Origin of the sequence: Mycolicibacterium madagascariense (assembly GCF_010729665.1) — a bacterium.
Taxonomy (GTDB): Bacteria; Actinomycetota; Actinomycetes; order Mycobacteriales; family Mycobacteriaceae; genus Mycobacterium; species Mycobacterium madagascariense.
In genome coordinates this window covers 1374332-1397992 of the sequence record NZ_AP022610.1, presented here as the reverse complement: position 1 = coordinate 1397992, position 23661 = coordinate 1374332, and the positions used below count along the sequence as shown (strand labels likewise).

Here is a 23661-nt window from a genome sequence, read left to right as displayed (position 1 = left end):
CGACGTCACCGACATCCGTAGTTGCGCTGCTCAGAAGGGGATATCGTTGGCTCATGAGCATCACCGACCGGGACAACCCCACGAGCCGTTCGACGAGCAGGACGCTGATCGGGTCGATGGGTCGCGGCCTGGAGAAGATTCTCAGCAGCCCGACTCCCCGGGTGCGAACGCTGCGCCGCGAGATGGAATCTCAGCAGATAGCCCGCCAGCAGCGCTCAGCGGCGACGTCGGTGGACATCCGCGAGACCTTAGAGCTGGCGACGCGCTACCTGCGCAGCCTTCCGAACTCCTAGCCCGCATCGAGCGGCTCACCACACAGTTCGAATATTCATGGTCCGGCCCGCTGGCGAGACCGGAGGACATGGCCAAGTACCGCGAACTCGTCACAGACGCGCCTGAACGCATCTTCCGCATGGCTGAGTCCCAGACTGTCGATGCGTCGAGCCGACTCGATCGACTGGTTGACGCCGAAATCGCGCAAGCCCGGAGCGACAGGGGAATGGCCACGCTGTTCCTGTCGATCTTCACCGTCGCGTCGATCGTGTTCTTCGGCATCGGCAATTCGGTAGCGGGCGCCGTCATGCTTGGCATACCCGTTCTCGCGGTGATCCGCACGATGTGGACCCCGACTATCGCGCAGAGGCGCGACGGGCAAGAGCAGAACGCGGGCCGGTCAGACGCTCTGTGATCTGGCCGCAGGGCAGCCTCTCCAAGGGCTGACGGGTCACTCGTCGCTCCCCCACCCCCGGTGTCCGAGCACCGCCACCGTGGCGGTGAGCACGGCGGCGACGTAGACGGGCACGCTGATGTGGGCCCTCATCAACAGCGCACCGACCAGAGCGCCGCTGAAGATGGCCACGATCGCCCACAGCCTGCGGTGCGTCAGCCAGGCCAGGCCCGGCGCGAACAGCGTCTCGCTGGCGTACGCGGTGATGGTCGACGTCACCACCACCGTCGTCATGTCGGTCACCGCGAGCGCCCGCGCGGTCGCCGCCTGGGCGCCCATCAGAATGGCGATGGAGGCGGCGATCGCGGCGCCCGCCACGGACGCCCCGGCGATCGGCACCAGCAGCAGCACGGTCGCCAACGCCGCGAGAATGATTGCGCTGCAGGCGAATAGCACCGTCACCACGGTGGTCCATGCCGGTCGGTGGCGAAGCACCAACCGCCCGCCGATCGCGGCGCCGACCACGTAGGCCAGCAGCGCCGCCAGCGGGCCGCCGACGGGCAGGTCGTCCCTGCCCGCCAACCCCATGCCCAGAATGACCAGGTTGCCCGTCATGTTGCCGGTGAAGACGCGGTCCAAGCCGAGGTAGCCGACCGCATCGACCAGACCGGTCACGAAGGTCAGGGCCATCATCAGCCACAGTCGCAGGTCCCGCACGGTGCTCCTACGGTGTGCCGCGGCGGACGTAGTCGACCACCGCGGCTGCGCCGTCCGACCGTGGGTCCGACGCCGCCGTCATCGTCCCGGCCTGGTCGATGAACACGACGTTGGTGTGTCCCATGTCGTCGGTGTGCGGGGGCACGACGATGGGCTCGACCCCAGCGTCGGCGAGCGCGGCCATCGCCACGTCGGCCAGGTCGCGCTCGACGGTCACCGAGTCGACCGTCGCACCGTCGACCTGGGTCCCGACGATCGCCCGCGGCGCGCCGACCGCAGCGTCCGCGGTTGCACCGTCGACGGCACGCAGCAGCACCTGCCCGAGGATCTGCGGCTGACCCTGCCCGCCCATCGTCGCCAGCACGTGCCGCACCTCGCCGGCATGCGTCGTCATCACGGGCATCAGGGTATGCACCGGCCGCTTGTGCGGTGCGATCACGTTGGGCGACATGGGATCGAGCGAGAAGCTGGTGCCCCGGTTGTGGAAGAGGACGCCGGTCGCGGGGTCGACGAGTCCCGACCCGAACGCGTAGAAGACGCTCTGGATGAGCGAGACGGCGAACCCGTCGCCGTCGGCGGCGGCCACCCCGACGGTGTCACCGCGCGGCACCGAGGTGGCCGCGCGGGTGACGCCCTCGGAGACGTCCTCGAGCCCGGCGGACACGAGCGCCTCGACGTCGACCTCGGCGAGCCGGGGATCGGCGAGCACGTGCTCGCGTAACACGTTGCCTCCCTCAAACGTTCGCAGCAGCGCGGGGAGGTCACCACCCAGCGGATCGTCGAGCCCGAGCGCGACGATCGCCCGCAGTGCTCGCGACAGGATGAAGCCGTGCGTACTTGGCGGGCTGGTGTGGACCGTCAGGTCGGCGAAGTCGACCGCCAGCGGATCCACCGTCTCCGGGCGGAACGCGGCGAAGTCGTCGACCGTCAGCACCGACCCCGCCGCCCGCAGATAGGACACCATCTGCTCGGCGAGCTCGCCGTCGTAGAAGTCGTCGCCACCGCGGTGCCGCAGAGCGGCGAACGTATCCGCCAGCCGGGTTTGGACGAGCGGATCGCCGGCGCGCAGCACCCGGCCGCCCGGCCGGAACACGCCGGCGAAGTCCGCAGCGGCGAAGAGCTCGGCGTTCTCGGCGTCCGCGAGGTGGGCGGCCAGCGACGGCGCGACGGGGGCGCCAGCCCTGGCGACCTCCTCGGCCGCGCGTAGGGTGTCCGCCCACGACAACCGAGAACCCAAGGTGCGCAACGTCTCCCAGCCGCGAACGCCGCCGGGGACGGTGACGGCGTGGGCGCCGCGGGCGGGCAGGCGATCGCCGTGCCTGGCGCGCAGCCCGGCGGCGTCGACGGCCGCACCCGCCCACCCGGAGGCGTTGAGGCAGCGGACCGCACCGTCCGGGGTGCGGATCAGCGCGATCAGGTCCCCGCCGAGGGCGACGTTGTGCGGATAGACGACCGTCAGCACCGCGGCGGCCGTGATGGCCGCGTCGATGGCGTTGCCGCCGTCGCGATAGGCCTGCAGGCCCGCTTCGGTGGCCAGCGCGTGCGGGGTGGCCAGTGCGGCGGTGGACGTGGTCATGGACATCGCTCCTCTTTTATGCGCCGACATGGCATTCTCCATCGTGCCGCCTGCGGTGGTGACGACAGGAGGCCCATCTCGGCGCGCGTGGCTTCAGAAGCCGTACCCGAGGCGGGCCGGCACGTCGCTGCCGAATGCGATGTCCAGCGAGCGCAATTGGGCGGGGCTGCCGCCGCGGATGCGGTGGGCCGCGGCCAGGTCGGCCGCACGGTGGGCACCGAGGTACAGGCTGCCGAGGACGTCGAGATCCATGGTGAACTCCGCGTCGGCCTCGGTTCGGGCGCACGTGGCCCGACCGCCGGTCACGTCGAGTGCGAATCGACCGCCGTCACAGCGGAACTCATCGGTGATCTCCAGGACGGTCCGCAGGTCGCCACGGTAGGTGCGGGCCTCGAGCGCGGCGACGACGTCCATGATCCGCAGCCACAGATCGTCCTGCGACGCCGTGGTACGCACCACGCGGGAGTCGTCGAGCAGGTAGGGCAGCGGCTCGCCCGGATGGCTCGGCGCGGTGATCGTCTCGACGAGGTCCATGCCGAGCAGCGCCCGCCACAGCGCGACGTGCGCCTCGGGGGTGACGGCCGTGAACTCCTCGACGGCAGCCCTTTTCGCCGGATCCCGGTGCATTCGGTACAGCACGTAACCGTCGGGATGCAACAGCGCGAACCACTGGGTCCCGCCGCCGCGCGACGAGTCCCAGTCGGCCAGCAGGTCCTCCCAGAGCGGTGACGGCCGCGGCGAGCTACCCGGCGTGCGCCGCCGATACCGCTCGTAGATCTCGGCGAACGCGTCGCGATGGTCGTGCGCCCGAACCATCCGCACTCCCCCGGGACCCGGGGCGTCGCGGTGCCACCTGGCGAAGCGGCGGTCGATGCTCAGCTGGGTCTCGACCGTCGCGGGGCCATACCCGAAGCGCCCATAGATGCCGCCCTCCGACGCCGTCAGCGCCGCGATCGGATAGCCCGCGTCCGAAATCCGTTGGTGCAGTTCGGTGTACATCGCCCGCAGCAGTCCGCGGCGGCGGTGCGTCGGCGCGACCCCGACCCACGTGATGCCCGCGGTGGGCAGGGTCGCACCGCCCGGCACCGTCATCTCGAGGTCCAGGTAGTGCGTCATCCCCACGACGTCGCCGCCGTCACGGACGATCACCGAGCCGTGCTCGGGCATCAGCGTGCGCCACGCCGCGATCGTCTCCGGCTGCCAGAACGCGCCGAAGCTGACCGCCGTCAGCAGCGCGATGCCCGGCCAGTCCGCGTCGGTGGCGTCCTGCACGCTGAGGGTGCTCACCGCTTACTGACGGAGCTCATGATTCAGCTCCGCTGCGCTTCGTGAATATGATCCGGTGCCAATCCTTTTCGGGCTTGGCGGTGATGTCACTCATGACGTGCTTGATGGTGAGGTACTCCTCGAACGAGTAGTCGCTCATGTCCTTGCCGAAGCCCGAGGCGCCGACGCCGCCGTGCGGCATCTCGCTGATGATAGGGATGTGGTCGTTGATCCACACGCACCCCGCATGGATCTCCCGGGACGCCCGCTGCGCGCGGTAGACGTCGCGGGTCCAGGCCGAGGCCGCCAACCCGTACTCGGTGTCGTTGGCCTGCCGGATGCCGTCGTCGTCGTCGGTGAAGGGTCGCGCGACCAGGACCGGGCCAAAGATCTCGCTGCGGTAGGCCTCGGACCGTTCGTCGACGTCGGCGATCAGCGTGGGCCGGTAGAACGCGCCGGGCCCGTCCGGCGCGGCGCCACCGGTGACGACGCGGCCGCCCTCCCCGGGCGCACGCTCGACGATGCCCGCGACCTTGGTCCGGTGCGCGTGGGTGATCAGCGGTCCGAGATCGGTGTCGGGGTCGTGCGGGTCACCGACGACGATCGTGCCCATGAGCTCGGCGACCCCGGCCACGAAGTCGTCGTAGAGGTCGCGCGCGACGATGGCCCGCGTCGCCGCCGTGCAGTCCTGGCCGGTGTTGATGAGCGACGCGGCGACGGCGCCGTTGATCGCGGCGTCGAGATCGGCGTCGTCGAACACCAGGAACGGCGCCTTGCCACCGAGTTCGAGCTGCGTGCGGTGGCCGTGCTGCGCGGCGGCCGACATCACCTTGCGTCCGACCGCCGTCGAGCCCGTGAACGTCACCAGGTCGACGCCGGCATGCCCCGCCAGCGCGGTGCCGACGTCACCGCCCGCACCGGTGACCACGTTGAGCACCCCGTCGGGCAGGCCTGCCTCGGTGGCCAGCCGCGCCAGCGTCAGCGTGGTCAATGGCGTGACCTCGGCCGGTTTGATGACCACCGAGCAACCGGCCGCCAGCGCGGGCAGCACCTTCCACACCGCCATCTGCAGCGGATAGTTCCACGGTGTGATGGTCGCGACGACGCCGATCGCGTCGCGACGGATGCTCGACGTGTGGTCCCCGGAGTATTCGGCGGTGGCCTTGCCCTCGAGGTGCCGAGCGGCTCCGGCGAAGAAGTCGATGTTGTCCACGCTGCCGGGCACGTCGAATTCGGTGGCGAGCCGTACCGGCTTGCCGGTCTGACTGACCTCCTCGGCGACCAACGTCTCGGCGTGTTCGCCGGCCAGTCGGGCCAGCGTGGCCAGGACCGCTGATCGCTCCGCCGGGGTGGCGCCCGCCCACTCGGGCAACGCCCGCCGCGCCGAACCCACGGCGACGTCGACGTCGGCCGGCGTCGCCAGGGCGAGATCGGCAACTACCCGTCCCGTTGCGGGATCGAGGACCTGATGCATACCGCCGCCGGTGCTCACCTCGGCCCCGTCGATCCAGCTGCTCGCTATCGTCATGACTTTCACGCTAGCCGACCACCTGTCGATCTCCTACGCATTCCATCCGTGGCAACTGGCCAAAACGAACGATTTCATGGCTTTGGTTGCCCGGAACGACTGATTCCGTGCACAATCGTCGGCATGGTCGATCAGGGTGCTCAGCCCGGCATCGGTGCTGTCTCGTTGCGGATCACCCAGTCCCGTCCCGGTGCCGCCTTTCAGCTGGACGAACTGTCCAAGTCGATCATCGAGAAGCTGCAGCAGGACGGTCGTCGGTCCTATGCGGGCATCGGCAAGGCCATCGGGCTGTCCGAGGCGGCCGTGCGCCAGCGCGTCCAGCGCATGGTCGACGCGGGCGTCATGCAGATCGTCGCGGTCACCGATCCGATGCAACTCGGGTTCGCCCGTCAGGCGATGATCGGCATCCGCTGCACCGGCGACACCACCAAGGTCGCCGACAAGTTGGCCGCCATCGAGTCCGTGGACTACGTGGTGCTGACCGCGGGCTCCTTCGACGCCATCGTCGAGGTGGTCTGCGAGGACGACGGCGACCTGCTCGACCTACTGAACACCAAGATCCGCGCCGTCCCAGGGGTGATATCCACCGAAACCTTGGTTTATCTCAAACTCGTGAAACAGCAATACAATTGGGGCACTAGATGACACTCATCGATTCCGATCCAACCATCACCGACGACATGGCCACCACGGCCAAACGCCACCTCTGGGGGCACTTCGCCCGCCACGGCGAGGACATCACGCCGACCATCATCACCCGCGGCGAAGGCGTCCACATCTGGGATAGCCACGGCAACAAGTACATCGACGGTCTGTCGGGGCTGTTCGTCGTCCAGGTCGGCCACGGTCGCGCCGAGCTGGCCGAGGCCGCCGCCAAACAGGCCGAGACACTGGCCTTCTTCCCGCTGTGGTCCTTCGCGACGCCGCCGGCCATCGAATTGTCCGAGCGCATCGCCAATTACGCACCGGGCGACCTGAACCGGGTCTTCTTCACCACCGGCGGCGGCGAGGCCGTCGAGAGTGCGTGGAAGCTGGCCAAGCAGTACTTCAAGCTGACCGGCAAGCCCGGCAAGTACAAGGTCATCTCGCGGTCCATCGCCTACCACGGCACGCCGCAGGGAGCACTCGCCATCACCGGCATCCCGGACTTCAAGGCGCCGTTCGACCCGCCGACCCCCGGCGGCTTCCGGGTCCCCAACACCAACATCTACCGGGCGCCGGAACAATTCAGCACCGACCCCAAGGCCTGGGGTCGCTACTGCGCCGACCGCATCGCCGAGGCCATCGAATTCGAGGGTCCCGACACCGTGGCCGCCGTCTTCCTGGAGCCCGTGCAGAACGCGGGCGGTTGCTTCCCGCCGCCGCCCGGATACTTCGAACGGGTCCGCGAGATCTGCGACGAGTACGACGTCCTGCTGGTGTCCGACGAAGTGATCTGCGCGTACGGCCGGATCGGATCGATGTTCGCGTGCAACGACTTCGGATACGTGCCGGACATCATCACCTGCGCCAAGGGCCTCACCTCGGGGTACTCGCCGATCGGCGCGATGATCGCCAGTGACCGCCTGTTCGAGCCGTTCGACGACGGGCACACCGTCTTCGGCCACGGATACACCTTCGGTGGACACCCCGTGTCGGCCGCGGTCGCGTTGGCCAACCTCGACATCTTCGAGCGCGAGGGCATCAACGACCACGTCAAGGAGATGGCGCCGGCCTTCAGGTCGACGCTGGAGCAGCTGTACGACCTGCCGATCGTCGGCGACGTCCGCGGCGAGGGCTTCTTCTACGGCATCGAGTTGGTCAAGGACAAGACGACCAAGGAGACGTTCAACGACGACGAGTGCGAGCGACTGCTGCGCGGCTACCTGACGCCGGCATTGTTCGAGGCGGGGCTGTACTGCCGCGCCGACGACCGCGGCGACCCAGTCGTGCAGTTGGCGCCCCCGCTCATCAGCGGTCAGCAGGAGTTCGACGCCATCTACGACATCCTGCGCGGCGTGTTGAGCGAAGCCGGCCGCCGCCTGTAGGCCACCGGTTAGCCTCGCGCAGGTGAGTCCCGTCGCGAAGCCATCCATCGATCCCGTCCGCTGGCAGCCGCCGCCCTCGCGGCCGCTGCCGGCGGTGGACCTCGACCCGGTCGTGCACGTCGTCGACGTGCCGGGTCCCGCTCCGGAGGACGTCGTCGTCGACGCCGGGGGTACGGTCTGGACGGGACTGGCCGACGGCGGCATCGTGCGCATCGACCACGGCTCGCCGACGGTCGTCGCCAACACCGGTGGGCGACCGCTCGGCCTGGCCGTCGCACGGGACGGCCGCCTGCTGGTGTGCGACAGTCATCGCGGCCTGCTTCGCATGGACACCGTCGCCGGCGCCTTCGAGACCCTGGTGGAAACCGTCGACCAGCGGCCACTTCGGTTCTGCTCCAACGTCGCCGAGGCGTCGGACGGGACGATCTACTTCACCGAGTCCACGTCGCGCTTCCACTACGAGCGGTACAAGGGCGCGATCCTCGAGGCGCGTCCCACCGGCGCGCTCTTCCGGCGCGACGCCGACGGCACCGTCACGACCCTGCTGTCGGGGCTGTACTTCGCCAACGGCGTGACCCTGACGGCCGACGAATCGGCGCTGGTCTTCGCCGAGACCCAGGCCGCCCGCGTGTCGAAGTACTGGCTCGAGGGCCCGCCGGCCGGCACCGTCGAGCCACTGATCGGGGAACTGCCCGGGTACCCGGACAACATCTCGACGGGTGCCGACGGCCGCATCTGGGTCGCCCTGGTGTCGGGTCGCAACGCGGTCGCGGAATGGTTGGCCCCGAAGGCGCCGGTCCTGCGAAAGCTGTTGTGGCTCTTGCCTTACGGTCTGCTACCGGACGTGGATCCGCAGGTGTGGGTGATCGCGGTGGACCCGGAGGACGGCCGCGTCCTACAGCAGGTGCACACCACGCACCCCGGCTTCGGCTCCAGCACCGGCGTCGCGCAGGACGGCAACCGGTTGTGGCTGGGCGGCATCGGCGCGTCGAGCGTCGCCTGGTTCGATCTCTGACCGGGCATCCAGTTTCGGCGGCTACGGTCGAACGGATGACCCCGCCCCCCGTCGCGACCGACCGTGCCCCCGCCCCGCTCACCCTGCGCGGGGTGACGGTCGTCGACGTGCACGACGGCTCCCTGAGATCCGACTGCGACGTCGCGATCGTCGACGGCACGATCACGGCGGTCGGCCCCCGCGACGATGCCTGCGCGCCGCTCGCCGAGGTCGTCTCGATGCAGGGCGCGTACGTCGTGCCGGGGTACGCCGACATGCACGCCCATCCGCTGGGCCGTCAGGATCCCACCGGGGCGCTGGCACTCATGCTCGCCAATGGCGTCACGGGCTTTCGCCAGATGCACGGCTCACCGGACCTGCTGGCCCAGCGACGCGACGGCGCACTGGACCTGCCGAGCGCGTCGCCGGCGCTGCTGGCGATGCCCGGTGCACTGCTGACGCCGTTCAACGCGGCGACGGCCGACCGCGCCGTCGACATGGTGCGCGAACAGCATTCTGCCGGTGCGGATTTCATCAAGATCGCCGCGGTGACACCCGAGGTCTACTTCCCCGCGCAGGCCGAGGCAAACCGGCTCGGCATCCCGATGCTCGGCCACCTGCCCGCCGGAATCGACGTCGTCGCGGCGGTCGAGGCGGGGTTTCACGGCATCGAGCACCTCGGGCCCGGGGTGACCATGCTGGCGGCCTGTTCCACCGATCAGACGAACATCGCCGCCGAGATCGCCACGGCACCGACGCCGAAGCTGCCGCCCGTCGAGTTGCCCTTCGTCGACCGGCTGATGGATCGCGTGCTCACCAAGCTGGTCGTCAACCCGCTGAACCGGTCCAAGCCCGCGGACATCGAACTGCTGCAGCGCGCCGTCGACACCTTCGACGAGGGCAAGGCCGCCGAGCTGGCCGACGCCTTCGTCGCCGCCGGCACCTGGCACGTCCCGACGCTCATCCGCCTGCGCACCCAACAGCTCTGCGACGCATGCGAATTCAGCCACGACCCCTACCTGAAGTACATGGCGCCCGCGACGGTGCAGACGTGGCGCGGCGCGGCCAAGAAGTTCGGCCGTTTCACCGCCGCGCAGCGCGAGACGTTCCGCAGCGTCTACGACGTGCTGCTGCGGCTGACGAAGATTTTGGACACCGCCGGGGTCAAGATGCTGGCGGGCAGCGACTCGGTCGGCGCCGCGTGGGAGGTGCCGGGCTTTTCGCTGCACCGCGAGTTCGGCGAATTGGCGCGTGCGGGCCTCAGCCCGCTGCGCATCCTGCAGATGACGACGTCGAACGCCGCGGAGTACCTGGGCACGACCACCACCGCGGGCTCCGTCGCACCCGGCAGGGTCGCCGACCTGGTGCTGTTGCGGGACGACCCACTCGAGGATGCGGCGCACCTGTCGTCGGTGATGGGCGTCGTGCAGCGCGGCAGGCTGCGCACCGGCGCCGAACTCACGGCCATCAAGAACGAGGTGTCGACGACCTCGCCGGCACACTGACCGCGGCAAACCTCGTAGGTAGCAGTGGTCACTCTGGTCACAGCGTGGCAACCCGGTCGACGGTTCGACGTCGCTTAATCTGCTCTCACCATGGCGACCTTCCGAACCGTGACCCGTCGCGCCTCCGCAGTGGCGGCGACCCCGTTCCTGGTGGCGTTCTGCCTGCTCGGCAGCCCCGCTCTCGCGCACGCCGACGACTGCCCCTACCGGGTGGCGACACCGCCCGCCGTCGACTCCTCCGAGGTCCCCGAATCCGGTGACCCACCCGCGCCGCTTCCGGTTCCGGCGAAGCCGCTCGGCGGTGACGCGCTGTCGGGCTGTGGCATCATCACCGCGCCCAACACCGCGCCGGTGCCCGACGACGTCTCGGCGGATGCGTGGATCGTCGCCGATCTCGACAGTGGCGACATCGTCGCGGCGCGGGATCCGCACGGTAGGCACCGACCCGCCAGCATCATCAAGGTGCTGCTGGCGACCCAGTCGCTGCGGGAACTGCCGATCAACAAGCAGGTCATGGGCACCTCCGACGATGCGGCCGCGGAAGGCACCCGGGTCGGCGTCGACCAGGGCGGCAAGTACACCGTCAACGACCTGCTGCACGGGTTGCTCATGCATTCGGGCAACGACGCCGCCCACGCGCTGGCCGTGCAGCTCGGCGGGATGGACGTCGCGATCCAGAAGATCAACGACCTCGCCGGCAAGCTCGGTGGCCGTGACACCAGGGCCGCCACGCCGTCGGGACTCGACGGGCCCGGCATGAGCACCTCGGCCTACGACCTCGGCCTGTTCTACCGGTACGCCTGGCAGAACGCCGTATTCGCGAACATCGTCTCGACCAAGGACTACGACTTCCCCGGCCACCCCGCCATCGGCGGCGGGGACGACCATCCGGGATATCAGCTGGAGAACGACAACCAACTGCTCTACAACTACCCCGGCGCCCTCGGCGGCAAGACCGGCTACACCGATGACGCGGGTCAGACGTTCGTGGGGGCGGCCAACCACGACGGCCGCCGGCTCGTCGCCATCATGCTGCACGGCACCCGACTGCCGATCGCGCCGTGGGAGCAGGCCGCGCACCTCCTCGACTACGGATTCGCGACGCCACCGGGCACCAAGGTTGGCACACTGGTCGATCCCGATCCCTCACTCATCGCCAGGGACAAGAACCCCGTGGGCGACAAGACGCCGGCACAGGACGTCGCCGCGTCCTCGTTGCCCGCCGCCGCGGCGATGCCGGTCCGCGTCGGCGTGGGCGTCGTCGGCGCGATCGTCGTGTTCGGCCTCATCATGGGTGCCCGCACGCTGAACCGGCGGCCGAACGCGTAGTCGTTTGACCCGTTGGGGCCCAAGCTCATTCACCATCTCACCTGAGGCACGTCGGACATCTCACCTGGCCGGCGTGCGTTGGTTCGGCCGTCCACGTGCGACCGGATCGCAGGTCGCCCTGCGTCGTTCGCGACGCACGTCGCTCGAGCAGCCGTAGAGCGGCGCCGCACACCACGGTTGCGCGCTCCGGCACCTCGACGCCGTCGCGTCCAAAGGGTTTGCCGTGCAACTGATTACCTGTGTGAATTCTAAGCAGAATGGGTTGAATGTCGGCGTCCGTTCTCATCCACGATGAGACGTTTCGTCGATGAACAGGAGAGCAACGCCAATGGGTAAGCATCGGGTGTACACCGAGCGAAGCATGCGGACTCGCGGACTGCTGGTGGGTGCGGTGACTTCCGGAACGCTGCTGGCCGGCACCTTGACCGCGGGGCCTGCGATGGCGAGCGCGAACTGCCGTGTCGAGATCCCGGGGAGCAACTGCCGTACCACCCATCATCACCCGGCGAGCCTGCCCGACATGTTGGCCGCGGCATTGAAGGAGTGGACCGACAACTTCTTCCCGGTGTCGCCGAATCGGGCCAAGGAACTCGCGAGGCTCGCCGTGGCCGAGGAAAGGGTCCGAGCCGAGGCGAAGGCCAAGGACGAAGCGGCGAAGAGGGCCCAAGCCGAGGCGAAGGCGAAGGCGGAAGCGGACGCCGCGTTGGCCGAGGCCAGAAAGGAGGCCGAGGAAGCCAAGGCAGCAGCCGCCAAGGCCATGGCCGACGCCGACGCCGCCAAGGCAGAGGCCGCCAAGATCAAGGCCGACGCCGAGGCCGCGGCCGCCAAGGCCAAGGCCGACGCCGAAATCGACAGCGCCAAGGACGAAGCCGCCAAGGCCAAGGCCGAGGCCGACGCCCTCAAGGCCAAGACCGAGGCCGAGATCAAGGAGCGTGCCGAAGCCGACCTCGCCAAGGCCAAGGCCGACGCCGAAGCGGCCAAGGCAGAAGCCGCGAAAGCCAAGGCCGACGCTGAGACTGCGGCCGCCAAGGCCAAGGCCGACGCCGAAATCGACAGCGCCAAGGCAGAAGCCGCCAAGGCCAAGGCCGAGGCCGACGCCCTCAAGGCGAAGACCGAGGCCGAGATCAAGGAACGCGCCGAAGCCGACCTCGCGAAGGCCAAGGCCGACGCCGACGCCGCCAAGGCAGAAGCCGCCAAGGCCAAGGCAGAAGCCGACGCCGCACTCGCCAAGGCCAAGACCGACGCCGAAATCGAGAGCGCGAAGGCACAGGTCGAGAACGCCAAGGTCGAACTCGCCAAAGCAAAGGCCGACGCCGACGCTGCCAAGGCGAAAGCGGACGCCGAGATCAAGGAACGCGCCGAAGCCGACCTCGCGAAGGCCAAGGCCGACGCCGACGCCGCCAAGGCACAGGCCGCCAAGGCCAAGGAGGACGCCGACGCGGCAGCCGCCAAGTCCAAGGCAGAAGCCGACGCCGCGCTCGCCAAGGCCAAGTCCGACGCAGAGGTCGAGAAGTCCAAGGCCGATGCCGAGGCGAAGGCCGCTGCGGCGAAGGCCCAGGCCGACGCCGCGGCGGCAAAGTCTCAGAGCGAGGCGGAGGCAGCGAAGGCACAGGCTGAGAAGGCGAAGAACGACGCCGACGCCGCGAAGGCAGAAGCGGCGAAGGCGAAGGCTGACGCCGAGGCCGCCAAAGCCGAAGCCGCGAAGGCGAAGGCCGACGCCGACGCCGCCATTGCGAAGTCGAAGGCTGAAGCCGAGGCCGCCATTGCGAAGTCGAAGGCAGAGGCCGACGCGGCCCTCACCAAGGCGAAGGCAGAAGCCGACGCGGCCGTGGCGAAGGCCAAGGCGGAGGCCGATGCGGCCGTCGCGAAGGCCAAGGCGGACGCGGACGCCGCGGTCAAGGTCAACTCGGCGAATTCGAACGCCAACCCGAACGCCAGCTCGAACGCCGACGCGCAGGCCGCAGCGGACAAGGCGAAGAAGGATCTCGAAACGGCCAAGAAGGCACAGGAAGACGCCGAGGCGGAAACCGCGAAGGCCAAGGCGGACGCTGCCGCAGCCAAGGATGCACTGCGCCAAGCCGAGGACGCCGCCGCGAAGGCGAAGGCCGCGGCCGACCAGGCATCGTCCACGGCGGATACCGAGCGTAACCGGGCCAAGCAGACCACGACTGACCTCGACGAGGCCAGGAAGTCGACCGAGACGCTGCAGAAGGAGCTCGACAAGACCAAGCAGGATCTGACGAAGGCTCAGGCGGAGGCGGAACAGGCCAAGGCCAAGCAGGCTGCCGCCGAGTACAGCCTCGACATCGCTGCCAAGGACAAGACGAAGGCTCTGGCCCAGGAGGCCGAAGCCCGGCAGCGTCTGGTCGAATCCGAGGCCTCGCGTGACGCCCTGAACAAGGCCAAGCAGAAGGCGGAGCAGGACGCCGCCGACGCCAAGGCGGAAGCCACCAAGGCGATCGCCGACGCAGAAGCCAAGTCCACCAAGGCGATCGCCGAAGCCGAGGCAAAGGCGACCAAGGCGAAGGCCGACGCCGATGCCGCCGCCGCGAAGGCCCCGAGCAGTCCAAAGAGCGCGGCGGACACCGAGGTGCCGGTCAGTGTGTCGGAGAAATCGGTCGCAAAGGTTACCGACGTCGAGCAGTCGGCGGACTCCACCAACGGCTCCGTCGTCAGCCTGGGTAAGGAGAAGCGCAGCGGCGGACGGCATCGTGCGGAGAACCGCGACGCCTCGACGTCGGCGAGCGACACGACCGGCGATGCCCTCTCCGGAAAGGATTCCGTGAGCGACAAGACCGCCGAGAAGAACGGCCATGCAGTCAAGGACGAGGCCGCCAAGGACGCTACTGCGAAGGACGCCGCCTCGGGCGCTGCTGCGTCGGATACCGAGGCCGCGGCCTGATCAGGTGGCGACTCGATAACGGTTGCGCCCCAACCCATCTCTCCAGATGGGTTGGGGCGCAATTCTTTAGGCGTCGATCACTAGACCAGGTTGTTGTTGACGCCGGCCTGACCGGCGTGGCCCGGCTGGCCAGGACTGCCGTCGGACCCCTTCGTGCCGTCGATCCCGGCACCACCTCGAGCGCCCTTTGCGCCCAGGAAACCGCCGGCGCCACCCGCGCCGCCCCTACCGCCGTCGCCACCGGCACCGCCGGCGCCGCCCGCACCAGGTCGCCCCGGCTGGCCTCCGGCGCCGGGAGCACTGGCGACGGTCGTATTGGGCACGTTGCCGCCGCCGTTGCCGCCCCAACCGGCGTCGCCGCCCTTGGCGCCGGCTACACCGCCACCGCCGCGCCCCCCGTGACCGCCCGCTCCACCTCGACCGAAGAGCAGCCCGCCGCGACCGCCGGATCCACCAGCCGAACCGTGCTGACCGTCGCTGCCTGCGGCGCCCGGGCCACCGTTGCCGCCGTTGCCGCCGTGCCCGTTCGTTCCGCCGGCGGGTGCCGTGAAGGGAGCGCGGTCATAGCTCACGGCCGGCGCGCCGGGACCACCGTCGCCGCCTTTGCCGCCGATGTCGCCGTCACCGCCGTCACCGCCGTTGCCGCCGACCGCGGCCTTCGATGCGATCGACACCGCGACGCCACCCCATCCGCCGCCACCGCCCTCACCACCGGGGGCACCCCTGCCGCCCTCGCCGCCGTTGCCGCCGGTCGCCGTCCCGCCGGGCCCCTTGACCGAGCCCGCGGCATAGTCGCCGCCGCTGACCGCGGCAAACCCGTTGCCGCCCCGTCCGCCGTTGTCACCGGTCACCGCGCCGTCGCCACCGTTGCCGCCCGACGGCCCGGTTTGGTCGCCGGGGCCGGACACGTTGGAGCGCGGTCTGGGGAATTCCGCGGCGGTGGGATCACCCACCGGAGTGTGGTTGCCGACGTAGACCGGGTTGACGCCATCGGCCCCGTTGCCACCGGCGACGCCATCGCCTCCGCGGCCGCCGTTGCCGAGGAGCCACCCGGCCCCGCCGCGTTTCCGCCCGCACCACCGTTGCCGAACAGGAACGCGTTGCCGCCGCGGCCGCCACGGGCTCCCCGGCCTCCACTGCCGAACAGCAGTCCACCGTCACCGCCGTTGCATGCGGTCCCCGCGCAGTCGGGCGCGGCATCACGGCCATTGCCGATCAGACCGAACAGCGGCCCTCCACCCGCGGCGCGGCCGGTCTTCGAGGCACCACTCGGGGGTGCTCCGGTCAGGCAGAGCGGCGCGGCGCCCGGGCAGGTCTGCATGCCCGTCGTCTCCTCTGGCGGGGCGGCCTCCGCGGTCGCCGCGGACCCCAGCAGTGCGGCGCCGTACACGATCGCACCGACGGCAACGCCCACTCGAAGGGTCGAGGCCGATCGCACTCGATGTGTGTCCATGGGTTCGACATCCCGTCGTCAGGGCAGCCGTCACCGCGGCCGCTCGTTGGCGCGGCGGTGTGCCCACCGGCCGCCGTCAACCCCCTAGGCAACAAGGAGCCCCCGGCGCCGTCAACGTCGGCAGTTGCACGTCAACGGCGGCGCCTGCGGTCTAGCGGCGTCGCGTCAGACGCGAAAGGCCAAGGGTGCCAAGGGCTCCCGCGCCAGCCGCAGCGAGCACGCCTCCCACCCCGAGGCCCTCGCGGACCTCGACCCTGGTGGTGATCTCGGCGGGATCCGGCGGTCCGACGGGCGCGGCGAGCAAGCTCTCCGGCGAGGTCGCCGCCCACGCCGTCGCGAAGAGGATGAGCCGGGCGGTGATGTAGGCGAACACCATCAGGCCGATGATGGGGCCGAACGTCGAACCGGCGGGCCCGCCGACCACCGACTTGAGATACAGCGACGCCACCTGCTTGAAGATCTCGAACGCGACGGCCGCCAACAGCCCGGCCCTGGCCGCACTGCGCAAGCCGACCGATTCGCGGGGCAGGCGCGCGATGATCCACGTGAACAACAGCCACGAGACGGCCAGCGACGCGACGTGCGAGGCAACCTGCAGCAGGATGCCGAGCATCGGGAAGTCCGGGACGTGGAAGAACTGGAGGATCTTGCGGATCACCGTCCCGTTGCCGAGGGCGGTCAGCGCCGCGGTCACGATGATCGCGGCGAAGGCCGACAGCAGTGCCAGCAGATCGGAGAGCTTGGTGCGCAGGAACCCGAGCGGTTCGCCACGCTGCAATCCCCACATCTGACTCAGCGCCTCGCGCAGGTTGGCCATCCAGCCCAGACCGGCCCACGTCGCCGTCGCCAACCCGATGAGGCCCACCGACGTGCGCTCCTTGATCGCGGTGTCGATGAGCTGGAGCAGCTGTTTGCCGAGATCACCGGAGACCGCGCCCTGGATCTTCGCCTGCAGCTGAGCCAGCAGGTCCGGGCTGCCGTAGAGCACGAAGCCGATGACGGCGAAGCCCACCATCAGCAGGGGGAACAGCGCGAAGATCGTGAAGTACGTGATCCCCGCCGCGTAGAAGTCGCCCTTGCTGTCGTTGTAGCGACCCTGGGCGATCATCACGCGGTCGAACCAGCCGAACCGTGCCCGCAGCCGGTCCATGAACCCAGGCTCAGCCGGTTCGGTCATTCCGGGCTCCTGATGCTAGGGATGCTTCCGCAGAAACCCTAGCTTGTCGTACACCCGCTGCAACGTCTTGGCGGCGACCTCATTCGCGCGCTCGGAGCCCGCCGCCAGCACGGACTCCAACTCCGCGCGGTCAGCCATCATCTCGTCGACCCGCGCCTTGATCGGGGTCACGAAGTCGACGACGGCGTCGGCGGTATCGGCCTTGAGATCGCCGTACCCGCGGCCCGCGTACCCCGCGACCACCTCGTCGATCGCCACACCGGTCACGGCGGACTGGATGGTCAACAGGTTCGAGACGCCGGGCTTGGCGTCGCGGTCGAAGCGGACCTCCCGCTCGCTATCGGTGACGGCCGAGCGGATCTTCTTCGCGGTCTTCTTCGGATCGTCCAGCAGGCTGATCAACCCGGCGTCGGTGGCGGCGGACTTGCTCATCTTCGCGGTCGGGTCCTGCAGGTCATAGATCTTGGCGGTCGCCTTGGGGATCATCGGCTCCGGCACGACGAGCGACTCGGGAAACCGGGCGTTGAAGCGCTGGGCCACGTCGCGGGCGAGTTCGAGGTGCTGGCGTTGGTCCTCCCCGACGGGCACCAGGTCGGTGTCGTAGAGCAGCACGTCGGCAGCCATCAGCACCGGATAGGTGAACAGTCCGACGGTGGTCGCGTCCGCACCCTCCTTCTGCGACTTGTCCTTGAACTGCGTCATCCGTGACGCCTGCCCGAAACCGGTGAAACAGCCCAGCACCCAAGACAATTCGGCGTGGGCGGGCACGTGGCTCTGGACGAAGACGGTGGCCCGCGCCGGGTCGATGCCCAACGCCAGGTACTGCGCGGCCGTGACCAGCGTGCGCGTGTGCAGCATCGCGGGGTCCTGCGGGATGGTGATCGCATGCAGGTCGACGACGCAGAAGTAGGCGTCGTAGCCGTCCTGCAGCCCCACCCACTGGCTGACCGCCCCCAGTGCGTTGCCGAGGTGCAGGGAGTCGGACGTCGGTTGCACGCCGGAGAAGACGACGCGCGGGTTCGAGACATTCATGATGGCCTCGATCCTTCCACCCGCGTCATCTCCCGTCGTCGCGGGTCAGGCGTATTCCACGGTCACCGGAGCGTGATCGGACCAGCGCAGCGCGTAGGCGTCGGCGCGCTCGACGCGCGCGGAGACGACCCGGTCGGCCAGCCGCCGGTTCGCCAACTGGTAGTCGATGCGCCAGCCCGCATCGTTGTCGAACGCCTTGCCGCGCCACGACCACCAGCTGTACGGGCCTGCGACGTCGGGGTGCAGCACGCGCACCACGTCGACCCAGCCGGTCGCCAGCAGATCGGTGAGCCACTGCCGCTCGCTCGGGAGGAAGCCGGCCTTCTTCTGGTTCGCCTTCCACGCCTTCAGGTCGTTCTCGGTATGACACACGTTCCAGTCGCCACACACCACCGCGTCGCGCGGCGCGTCCCGCAGCACCGCCATCCGAGCGGCGACCGCGGCCATGAAGCGTTCCTTCTCCCGCTGCCGCTCGGTGTCGGCCTCACCCGTTGGGAAGTAGACGCTCGCCACGGTGACGCCGCCGGTGTCGACCTCGACGTAGCGCCCGTGCGCGGCGAACTCGTCGGCACCGGGTCCGATGAGGGTGCGGGTGATGGGACGGCGGCTGAGCACCGCAACGCCGTTGCGGCCCTTCAGATGTGGATCGGCCGACGCCAGGTGCCAGCCGTCGGCCAGCGCGGGTGCGAGCGCTTCGGCGAGCTGCTCGTCGTCGGCGCGGGTCTCCTGCAGACAGATGACGTCGGCCTCGGTCTCCTTGAGCCACGGCAGCATGCCCTGGTTCTCGGGGGAACGCTCCTTCACCGCGGCGCGAATGCCGTTGACGTTGATGGTCGTGACGATCACAGAGCGCGAGCCTAGTGCCCATTCTTGCGGTACCGCCGGTATCACCTTAGGGTCGGCGGCATGGCTGAACGCGCGCCCATCCACGTCGGATCCGGCGAACCGATCCTCATGCTGCACCCCTTCCTCTGCTCGCAGAACGTCTGGCGGACCGTGGCCGACCAGCTCGGCGACACCGGCCGCTTCGAGGTGTTCGCCCCCACGATGCCCGGCCACCACGGCGGCCCGCGGGCGACGTCGTGGTTCATGGGCACCTCCGACCTCGTCGACGACGTCGAACGCCGGCTCGACCAATTGGGCTGGGACACCGCGCACGTCGTCGGCAACTCTCTCGGCGGCTGGGTGGCCTTCGAACTGGAGCGCCGCGGGCGGGCCCGCACACTGACCGCCATCGCCCCCGCCGGCGGGTGGTCGCAGCACTCCCCCACGAAGTACGAGACGGTGCTGAAGTTCCTGCTCGGCGGACCCGCCCTGGCGGCCGCGCGGTTGCTCGGTCCGCGCATCCTCGATCTGCCGTTCGGGCGCCGCATCGCCACGCTGGCGGTCAGCGGGCCCGCCGACGGGCCGAGCCATCCCGACCTGGTAGCCCTGCTCGAGGACGCCACGCACTGCACGGCCTACTTCCAACTGCTGGTCAAGACGCTGCGGCTACCCGGCCTGCTCGAGCTCGCGAGCCTGGCCGCCCCCACCCAGTTGGTGCTGTGCGAGAAGGACCGGGTCTTCCCCCACCCCCGCAGCCACAAGTGGATGATCGAGAACCTGCCCGCCAGCGCCGAGGTCATCCAGCTCGACGGCCTCGGCCACATTCCGATGCTGGAGGCGCCCGGTCGGATCACCGAGCTGGTGTCTGACTTCGTCGACCGCCACACCGAGCCGCGACGCGAGGCCCCGCCCGCGGGTTAGGCCCCGTCGAGATAGCGTCCACAGTCGCCGAAACGCCGTCGGGCGACCGTGGACGCTATCTCAACGCCCTGGCGAGGTGGTCGGCGATGGTGCCGAGGTACTCCTCGGTGGTCTCCCAGCTCTGGTCGTGGCCGATCAGGAGCGCGAGGTCCTTGGTCATGTGGCCGCCCTCGACGGTGTCGATCACGACCTGCTCCAGCGTCGCGGCGAATTCGATCACGTGCGGTGTGCCGTCGAGCCTTCCGCGGTGGCCGAGCCCGCGCGTCCACGCGAAGATCGACGCGATGGGGTTGGTCGACGTCGGCTGGCCCGCCTGATGCGCACGGAAGTGTCGTGTCACCGTGCCGTGCGCGGCCTCCGCCTCCAGCGTCTGGCCGTCGGGAGTCATCAGCACCGACGTCATCAGGCCCAGCGAGCCGAATCCCTGTGCGATGGAATCGGATTGGACGTCGCCATCGTAGTTCTTGCACGCCCAGACGTACCCGCCGCTGCCCTTGAGGCAGGACGCCACCATGTCGTCGATCAGACGGTGCTCATAGGTCAGGCCGTTGGCACCGAACTTCCCCGCGAACTCCTCGTCGAAGATGCGCTGGAACTCGTCCTTGAACATCCCGTCATAACCCTTGAGGATCGTGTTCTTCGTGGATAGGTACACCGGATACCGTTGTTGCAGTGCGTAAGCGAACGTCGCCCTGGCGAAGTCCTGGATCGACCGCCTGAAGTTGTACATCCCCATGATGACCCCGCCGTCCTCGGGGACGTGCACCACGTCGTGCACCAGCGGCTCGCCGCCGTCGTCGGGGGTGAAGGTCACGGTGAACGTGCCGGGCCCGTCGACCTTCGCGTTGAAGGCGCGGTACTGGTCACCGAATGCGTGCCGCCCGATGATGATCGGCTTCGTCCAGCCGGGCACCAGCCGCGGCACGTTCTCGATGACGATCGGCGCGCGGAAGATGGTGCCGCCCAGGATGTTGCGAATCGTTCCGTTGGGCGACAACCACATTCGCTTGAGCCCGAACTCCTCGACGCGGGCCTCGTCGGGCGTGATGGTGGCGCACTTGACGCCGACGTGGTGCCTCTCGATGGCGTTGGCGGCGTCGATCGTGACCTGGTCGTCGGTGGCGTCGCGGTGCTCGATGCCCAGGTCGTAGTACTCCAGGTCGACGTCGAGATGCGGCAGGATCAGCGTGTCCTTGATGAGCTGCCAGATGATGCGCGTCATCTCGTCGCCATCGAGCTCGACGACGGTGCCTTCGACCTTGATCTTGACCATGACGCGAGACTACCTCCGCGTCGAGACGGCATTGACCGTCGTCAACTGCGCGCCCGCACGACGGGAATGCCGTCTCGGCGGAGGGATGTCAGCCGGTGATGGAGTCCAGCGCGGCGTTGAACGACTTGCTCGGCCGCATCACCGTCGCGGTCTTCTCGGGATCGGGGTAGTAGTAGCCGCCGATGTCGACCGGTTCGCCCTGCACCTCGTTGAGCTCGGCCATGATGGCGTCCTCGTTCTCGGCCAGCGTCGTGGCCAGCGGAGCGAAGTGTTCGGCGAGCTCGGGGTCCTCGGTCTGGTTGGCCAGCTCCTGCGCCCAGTACAGCGCGAGGTAGTACTGGCTGCCGCGGTTGTCGATCTCACCGGTCTTGCGGGACGGATTCTTGTTGTTCTCCAACAACTTTCCGGTCGCGGCGTCGAGCGTCTTGGCCAAGACCTTGGCCTTGTCGTTGCCACGCTTGGTGCCGAGATCCTCCAGGCTCACGGCCAGTGCGAGGAACTCGCCGAGGGAATCCCAGCGCAGGTGGTTCTCTTCGACGAGCTGGCTGACGTGCTTGGGCGCCGAGCCGCCGGCCCCGGTCTCGTAGAGCCCACCGCCCGCCATCAGCGGCACGATCGACAGCATCTTGGCGCTGGTGCCCAGTTCGAGGATCGGGAAGAGGTCGGTCAGGTAGTCGCGCAGGATGTTTCCGGTCGCGGCGATGGTGTCCTGACCGCGCATCGCACGCTCGATGGTGTGCCGCATGGCCCGCTCCTGGCTCATGATCGAGATGTCGAGTCCCTCGGTGTCATGGTCGGCGAGGTAGGTGCGTACCTTCTTGCGCAGCTCGTTCTCGTGCGGGCGCTCCTGGTCCAGCCAAAAGACCACGGGCATACCGGAATCGCGGGCCCGGGTGACGGCCAGCTTGACCCAATCGCGGATCGGGGCGTCCTTGACGACGGGCATGCGCCAGATGTCGCCCTCCTCGACGTTCTGCGTGAGGAGCACCTCGTCGGTGTCGTTGTCGACGATGTTGGCGACCCCGTCCTCGGGGATCTCGAACGTCTTGTCGTGGCTGCCGTACTCCTCGGCCTTCTGCGCCATCAGCCCGACGTTGGGGACGGTGCCCATCGTCGTCGGGTCGAACTGGCCGTGGGTCTTGCAGAAGTTGACGATCTCCTGATAGATCCGCGAGAAGGTCGACTCCGGGTTGACGGCCTTGGTGTCCTTGGTGCGCCCGTCGGCGCCGTACATCTTGCCGCCCAGGCGAATCATGGCGGGCATCGACGCGTCGACGATGACGTCGCTGGGCGAGTGGAAGTTCGAGATGCCCTTCGCGGAGTCCACCATCGCCAGCTCGGGCCGGTGCTCGTGGCAGGCGTGCAGGTCGCGGATGATCTCCTCGTGCTGCGACGCGGGCAGCGATTCGATCTTGGCGTAGAGGTCGCTCAGCCCGTTGTTGACGTTGACGCCCAGCTCGTCGAACAGCGCCTGGTGCTTGGCGAACGCGTCCTTGTAGAAGACCTTCACCGCGTGGCCGAACACGATCGGGTGGCTGACCTTCATCATGGTCGCCTTGACGTGCAGCGAGAACATCACGCCGGTCTCGTAGGCGTCCTGCATCTCGGCCTCGAAGAACTCGCAGAGCGCCTTCTTCGACATGAACATGCTGTCGATGACGTCACCCTCGTCGAGCGCGACCTCGGGCTTGAGCACGATGGTCTCGCCGCGGGTGGTGACGAGCTCCATCCGCACCGTGTGCGCCTTGTCCAGCGTCAGCGACTTCTCGCCGTGGTAGAAGTCGCCGTGCTTCATGGTCGCGACGTGGGTGCGCGACGCCTGGGACCACTTGCCCATGCTGTGCGGGTGCTTGCGGGCGTACTCCTTGACGGCCTTGGGCGCGCGCCGGTCCGAGTTGCCCTCTCGCAGAACGGGATTCACGGCACTGCCCAGACAGGAGCCGTAGCGGCGCTTGATCTCGCGCTCCTCGTCGGTCTTGGGGTCACCGGGGTAGTCCGGCAGGTCGTAGCCCTTGGACTTCAGTTCCTTGATCGCGGCCAGCAACTGCGGTACCGACGCACTGATGTTGGGCAGCTTGATGATGTTGGTCTCGGGATGCTGGGTCAGCTCGCCGAGTTCGGCGAGGTTGTCGGGCACCCGCTGCTCGGGGGTCAGGTAGTCGTCGAACTCGGCCAGGATGCGGGCCGCCACGGAGATGTCACTGGTCTTGACGTCGATGCCGGCCGCGTCGGCGAAGGCGCGCACCACCGGAAGGAACGCATACGTCGCCAGCAGCGGGGCCTCGTCGGTCAGCGTGTAGATGATCGTTGGCTTCTCGGCACTCATTGGTCACTCTCCCGGCGTCACGGTCGATCGGTTCTCAGGCGTCAGTATCGCGTCACAGTTGAACCTACGCGTTGGTCCCTACGTCTGGGATCCGAGGCTGTGCATGCACTCGTCGAGCAACCCGCTGGCAACCGAGCCTGGCG

At 68.9% G+C, this 23661-nt stretch carries 19 protein-coding genes; 9 read left to right on the top strand and 10 right to left on the bottom strand.

All coding sequences use genetic code 11. The annotated features are described in order from the left end of the window. Positions 1 to 53 precede the first annotated feature (53 nt). The gene (locus G6N60_RS06600; protein WP_163734214.1) at positions 54 to 293 is read left to right on the top strand and encodes a hypothetical protein; all 240 of its coding nucleotides are present in this window, start codon (positions 54 to 56) and stop codon (positions 291 to 293) included. A gap of 68 nt (positions 294 to 361) precedes the next feature. Next, positions 362 to 688, top strand: a complete 327-nt coding sequence (locus G6N60_RS06595) for a hypothetical protein (RefSeq protein ID WP_163734211.1) — start codon at positions 362 to 364, stop codon at positions 686 to 688. Between the two features lie 36 nt (positions 689 to 724). On the opposite strand, the gene G6N60_RS06590 is transcribed toward G6N60_RS06595, so the two are convergent. The 4 genes from G6N60_RS06590 to G6N60_RS06575 all read right to left on the bottom strand — a co-directional run bounded on the left by G6N60_RS06590 (position 725) and on the right by G6N60_RS06575 (position 5754). Next, the gene (locus G6N60_RS06590; RefSeq protein ID WP_246240385.1) at positions 725 to 1384 is read right to left on the bottom strand and encodes a YoaK family protein; all 660 of its coding nucleotides are present in this window, start codon (positions 1382 to 1384) and stop codon (positions 725 to 727) included. A 7-nt stretch (positions 1385 to 1391) separates the two neighbouring features. Then, positions 1392 to 2960 carry a gamma-glutamyltransferase family protein gene (locus tag G6N60_RS06585; RefSeq protein ID WP_163734207.1) on the bottom strand — a complete coding sequence of 523 codons (1569 nt, stop codon included), beginning with the start codon at positions 2958 to 2960 and terminating at the stop codon, positions 1392 to 1394. 93 nt (positions 2961 to 3053) lie between these two features. Further along, entirely contained in the window at positions 3054 to 4247 is a 1194-nt protein-coding gene (locus G6N60_RS06580; protein ID WP_163734204.1) for an enhanced intracellular survival protein Eis, read from the bottom strand. Between the two features lie 16 nt (positions 4248 to 4263). Further along, on the bottom strand, positions 4264 to 5754 hold the full coding sequence (locus tag G6N60_RS06575) for a gamma-aminobutyraldehyde dehydrogenase (RefSeq protein ID WP_163734200.1): 1491 nt from the start codon (positions 5752 to 5754) through the stop codon (positions 4264 to 4266). Between the two features lie 123 nt (positions 5755 to 5877). On the opposite strand from G6N60_RS06575, the gene G6N60_RS06570 reads away from it, so the two are divergent. The 6 genes from G6N60_RS06570 (at position 5878) to G6N60_RS06545 (ending at position 14511) form a co-directional block, all read left to right on the top strand. Further along, positions 5878 to 6399, top strand: a complete 522-nt coding sequence (locus G6N60_RS06570) for an Lrp/AsnC family transcriptional regulator (protein WP_163734196.1) — start codon at positions 5878 to 5880, stop codon at positions 6397 to 6399. After that, positions 6396 to 7781: an aspartate aminotransferase family protein gene (locus G6N60_RS06565; protein ID WP_163734193.1), complete on the top strand. Its 1386-nt coding sequence runs from the start codon at positions 6396 to 6398 to the stop codon at positions 7779 to 7781. Before G6N60_RS06570 ends, G6N60_RS06565 begins: the two co-directional genes overlap by 4 nt. 22 nt (positions 7782 to 7803) lie before the next feature. Continuing rightward, on the top strand, positions 7804 to 8796 hold the full coding sequence (locus G6N60_RS06560) for an SMP-30/gluconolactonase/LRE family protein (RefSeq protein WP_163734190.1): 993 nt from the start codon (positions 7804 to 7806) through the stop codon (positions 8794 to 8796). A gap of 35 nt (positions 8797 to 8831) precedes the next feature. Then, the gene (locus G6N60_RS06555) at positions 8832 to 10280 is read left to right on the top strand and encodes an amidohydrolase family protein (RefSeq protein ID WP_163734186.1); all 1449 of its coding nucleotides are present in this window, start codon (positions 8832 to 8834) and stop codon (positions 10278 to 10280) included. A gap of 90 nt (positions 10281 to 10370) precedes the next feature. After that, positions 10371 to 11609, top strand: coding sequence for a D-alanyl-D-alanine carboxypeptidase family protein (locus G6N60_RS06550; RefSeq protein ID WP_163734182.1), 1239 nt, complete (start codon positions 10371 to 10373; stop codon positions 11607 to 11609). 361 nt (positions 11610 to 11970) lie between these two features. After that, entirely contained in the window at positions 11971 to 14511 is a 2541-nt protein-coding gene (locus G6N60_RS06545) for a hypothetical protein (protein WP_163734179.1), read from the top strand. 80 nt (positions 14512 to 14591) lie between these two features. Here the strand turns inward: G6N60_RS06545 and G6N60_RS28855 are convergent, their stop codons facing one another. The 4 genes from G6N60_RS28855 to G6N60_RS06525 all read right to left on the bottom strand — a co-directional run bounded on the left by G6N60_RS28855 (position 14592) and on the right by G6N60_RS06525 (position 19019). Continuing rightward, complete coding sequence (locus G6N60_RS28855) at positions 14592 to 15464, bottom strand: hypothetical protein (protein WP_197746997.1); 873 nt, start codon at positions 15462 to 15464, stop codon at positions 14592 to 14594. A gap of 651 nt (positions 15465 to 16115) precedes the next feature. Beyond that, positions 16116 to 17141, bottom strand: a complete 1026-nt coding sequence (gene yhjD / locus G6N60_RS06535; RefSeq protein WP_163734176.1) for an inner membrane protein YhjD — start codon at positions 17139 to 17141, stop codon at positions 16116 to 16118. 15 nt (positions 17142 to 17156) lie between these two features. After that, complete coding sequence (trpS, locus tag G6N60_RS06530) at positions 17157 to 18173, bottom strand: tryptophan--tRNA ligase (RefSeq protein ID WP_163734174.1); 1017 nt, start codon at positions 18171 to 18173, stop codon at positions 17157 to 17159. A gap of 45 nt (positions 18174 to 18218) precedes the next feature. Further along, positions 18219 to 19019: an exodeoxyribonuclease III gene (locus G6N60_RS06525; protein ID WP_163734171.1), complete on the bottom strand. Its 801-nt coding sequence runs from the start codon at positions 19017 to 19019 to the stop codon at positions 18219 to 18221. Between the two features lie 60 nt (positions 19020 to 19079). On the opposite strand from G6N60_RS06525, the gene G6N60_RS06520 reads away from it, so the two are divergent. Next, positions 19080 to 19919 carry an epoxide hydrolase EphH gene (locus tag G6N60_RS06520; RefSeq protein WP_163734167.1) on the top strand — a complete coding sequence of 280 codons (840 nt, stop codon included), beginning with the start codon at positions 19080 to 19082 and terminating at the stop codon, positions 19917 to 19919. Positions 19920 to 19974: 55 nt separating this feature from the next. Here G6N60_RS06520 and G6N60_RS06515 read toward each other — a convergent pair whose 3' ends face one another. Next, positions 19975 to 21192 carry an NADP-dependent isocitrate dehydrogenase gene (locus G6N60_RS06515; RefSeq protein WP_163734164.1) on the bottom strand — a complete coding sequence of 406 codons (1218 nt, stop codon included), beginning with the start codon at positions 21190 to 21192 and terminating at the stop codon, positions 19975 to 19977. 88 nt (positions 21193 to 21280) lie between these two features. Continuing rightward, positions 21281 to 23518, bottom strand: coding sequence for an NADP-dependent isocitrate dehydrogenase (locus G6N60_RS06510; protein WP_163734160.1), 2238 nt, complete (start codon positions 23516 to 23518; stop codon positions 21281 to 21283). Between the last annotated feature and the right edge of the window lie 143 nt (positions 23519 to 23661).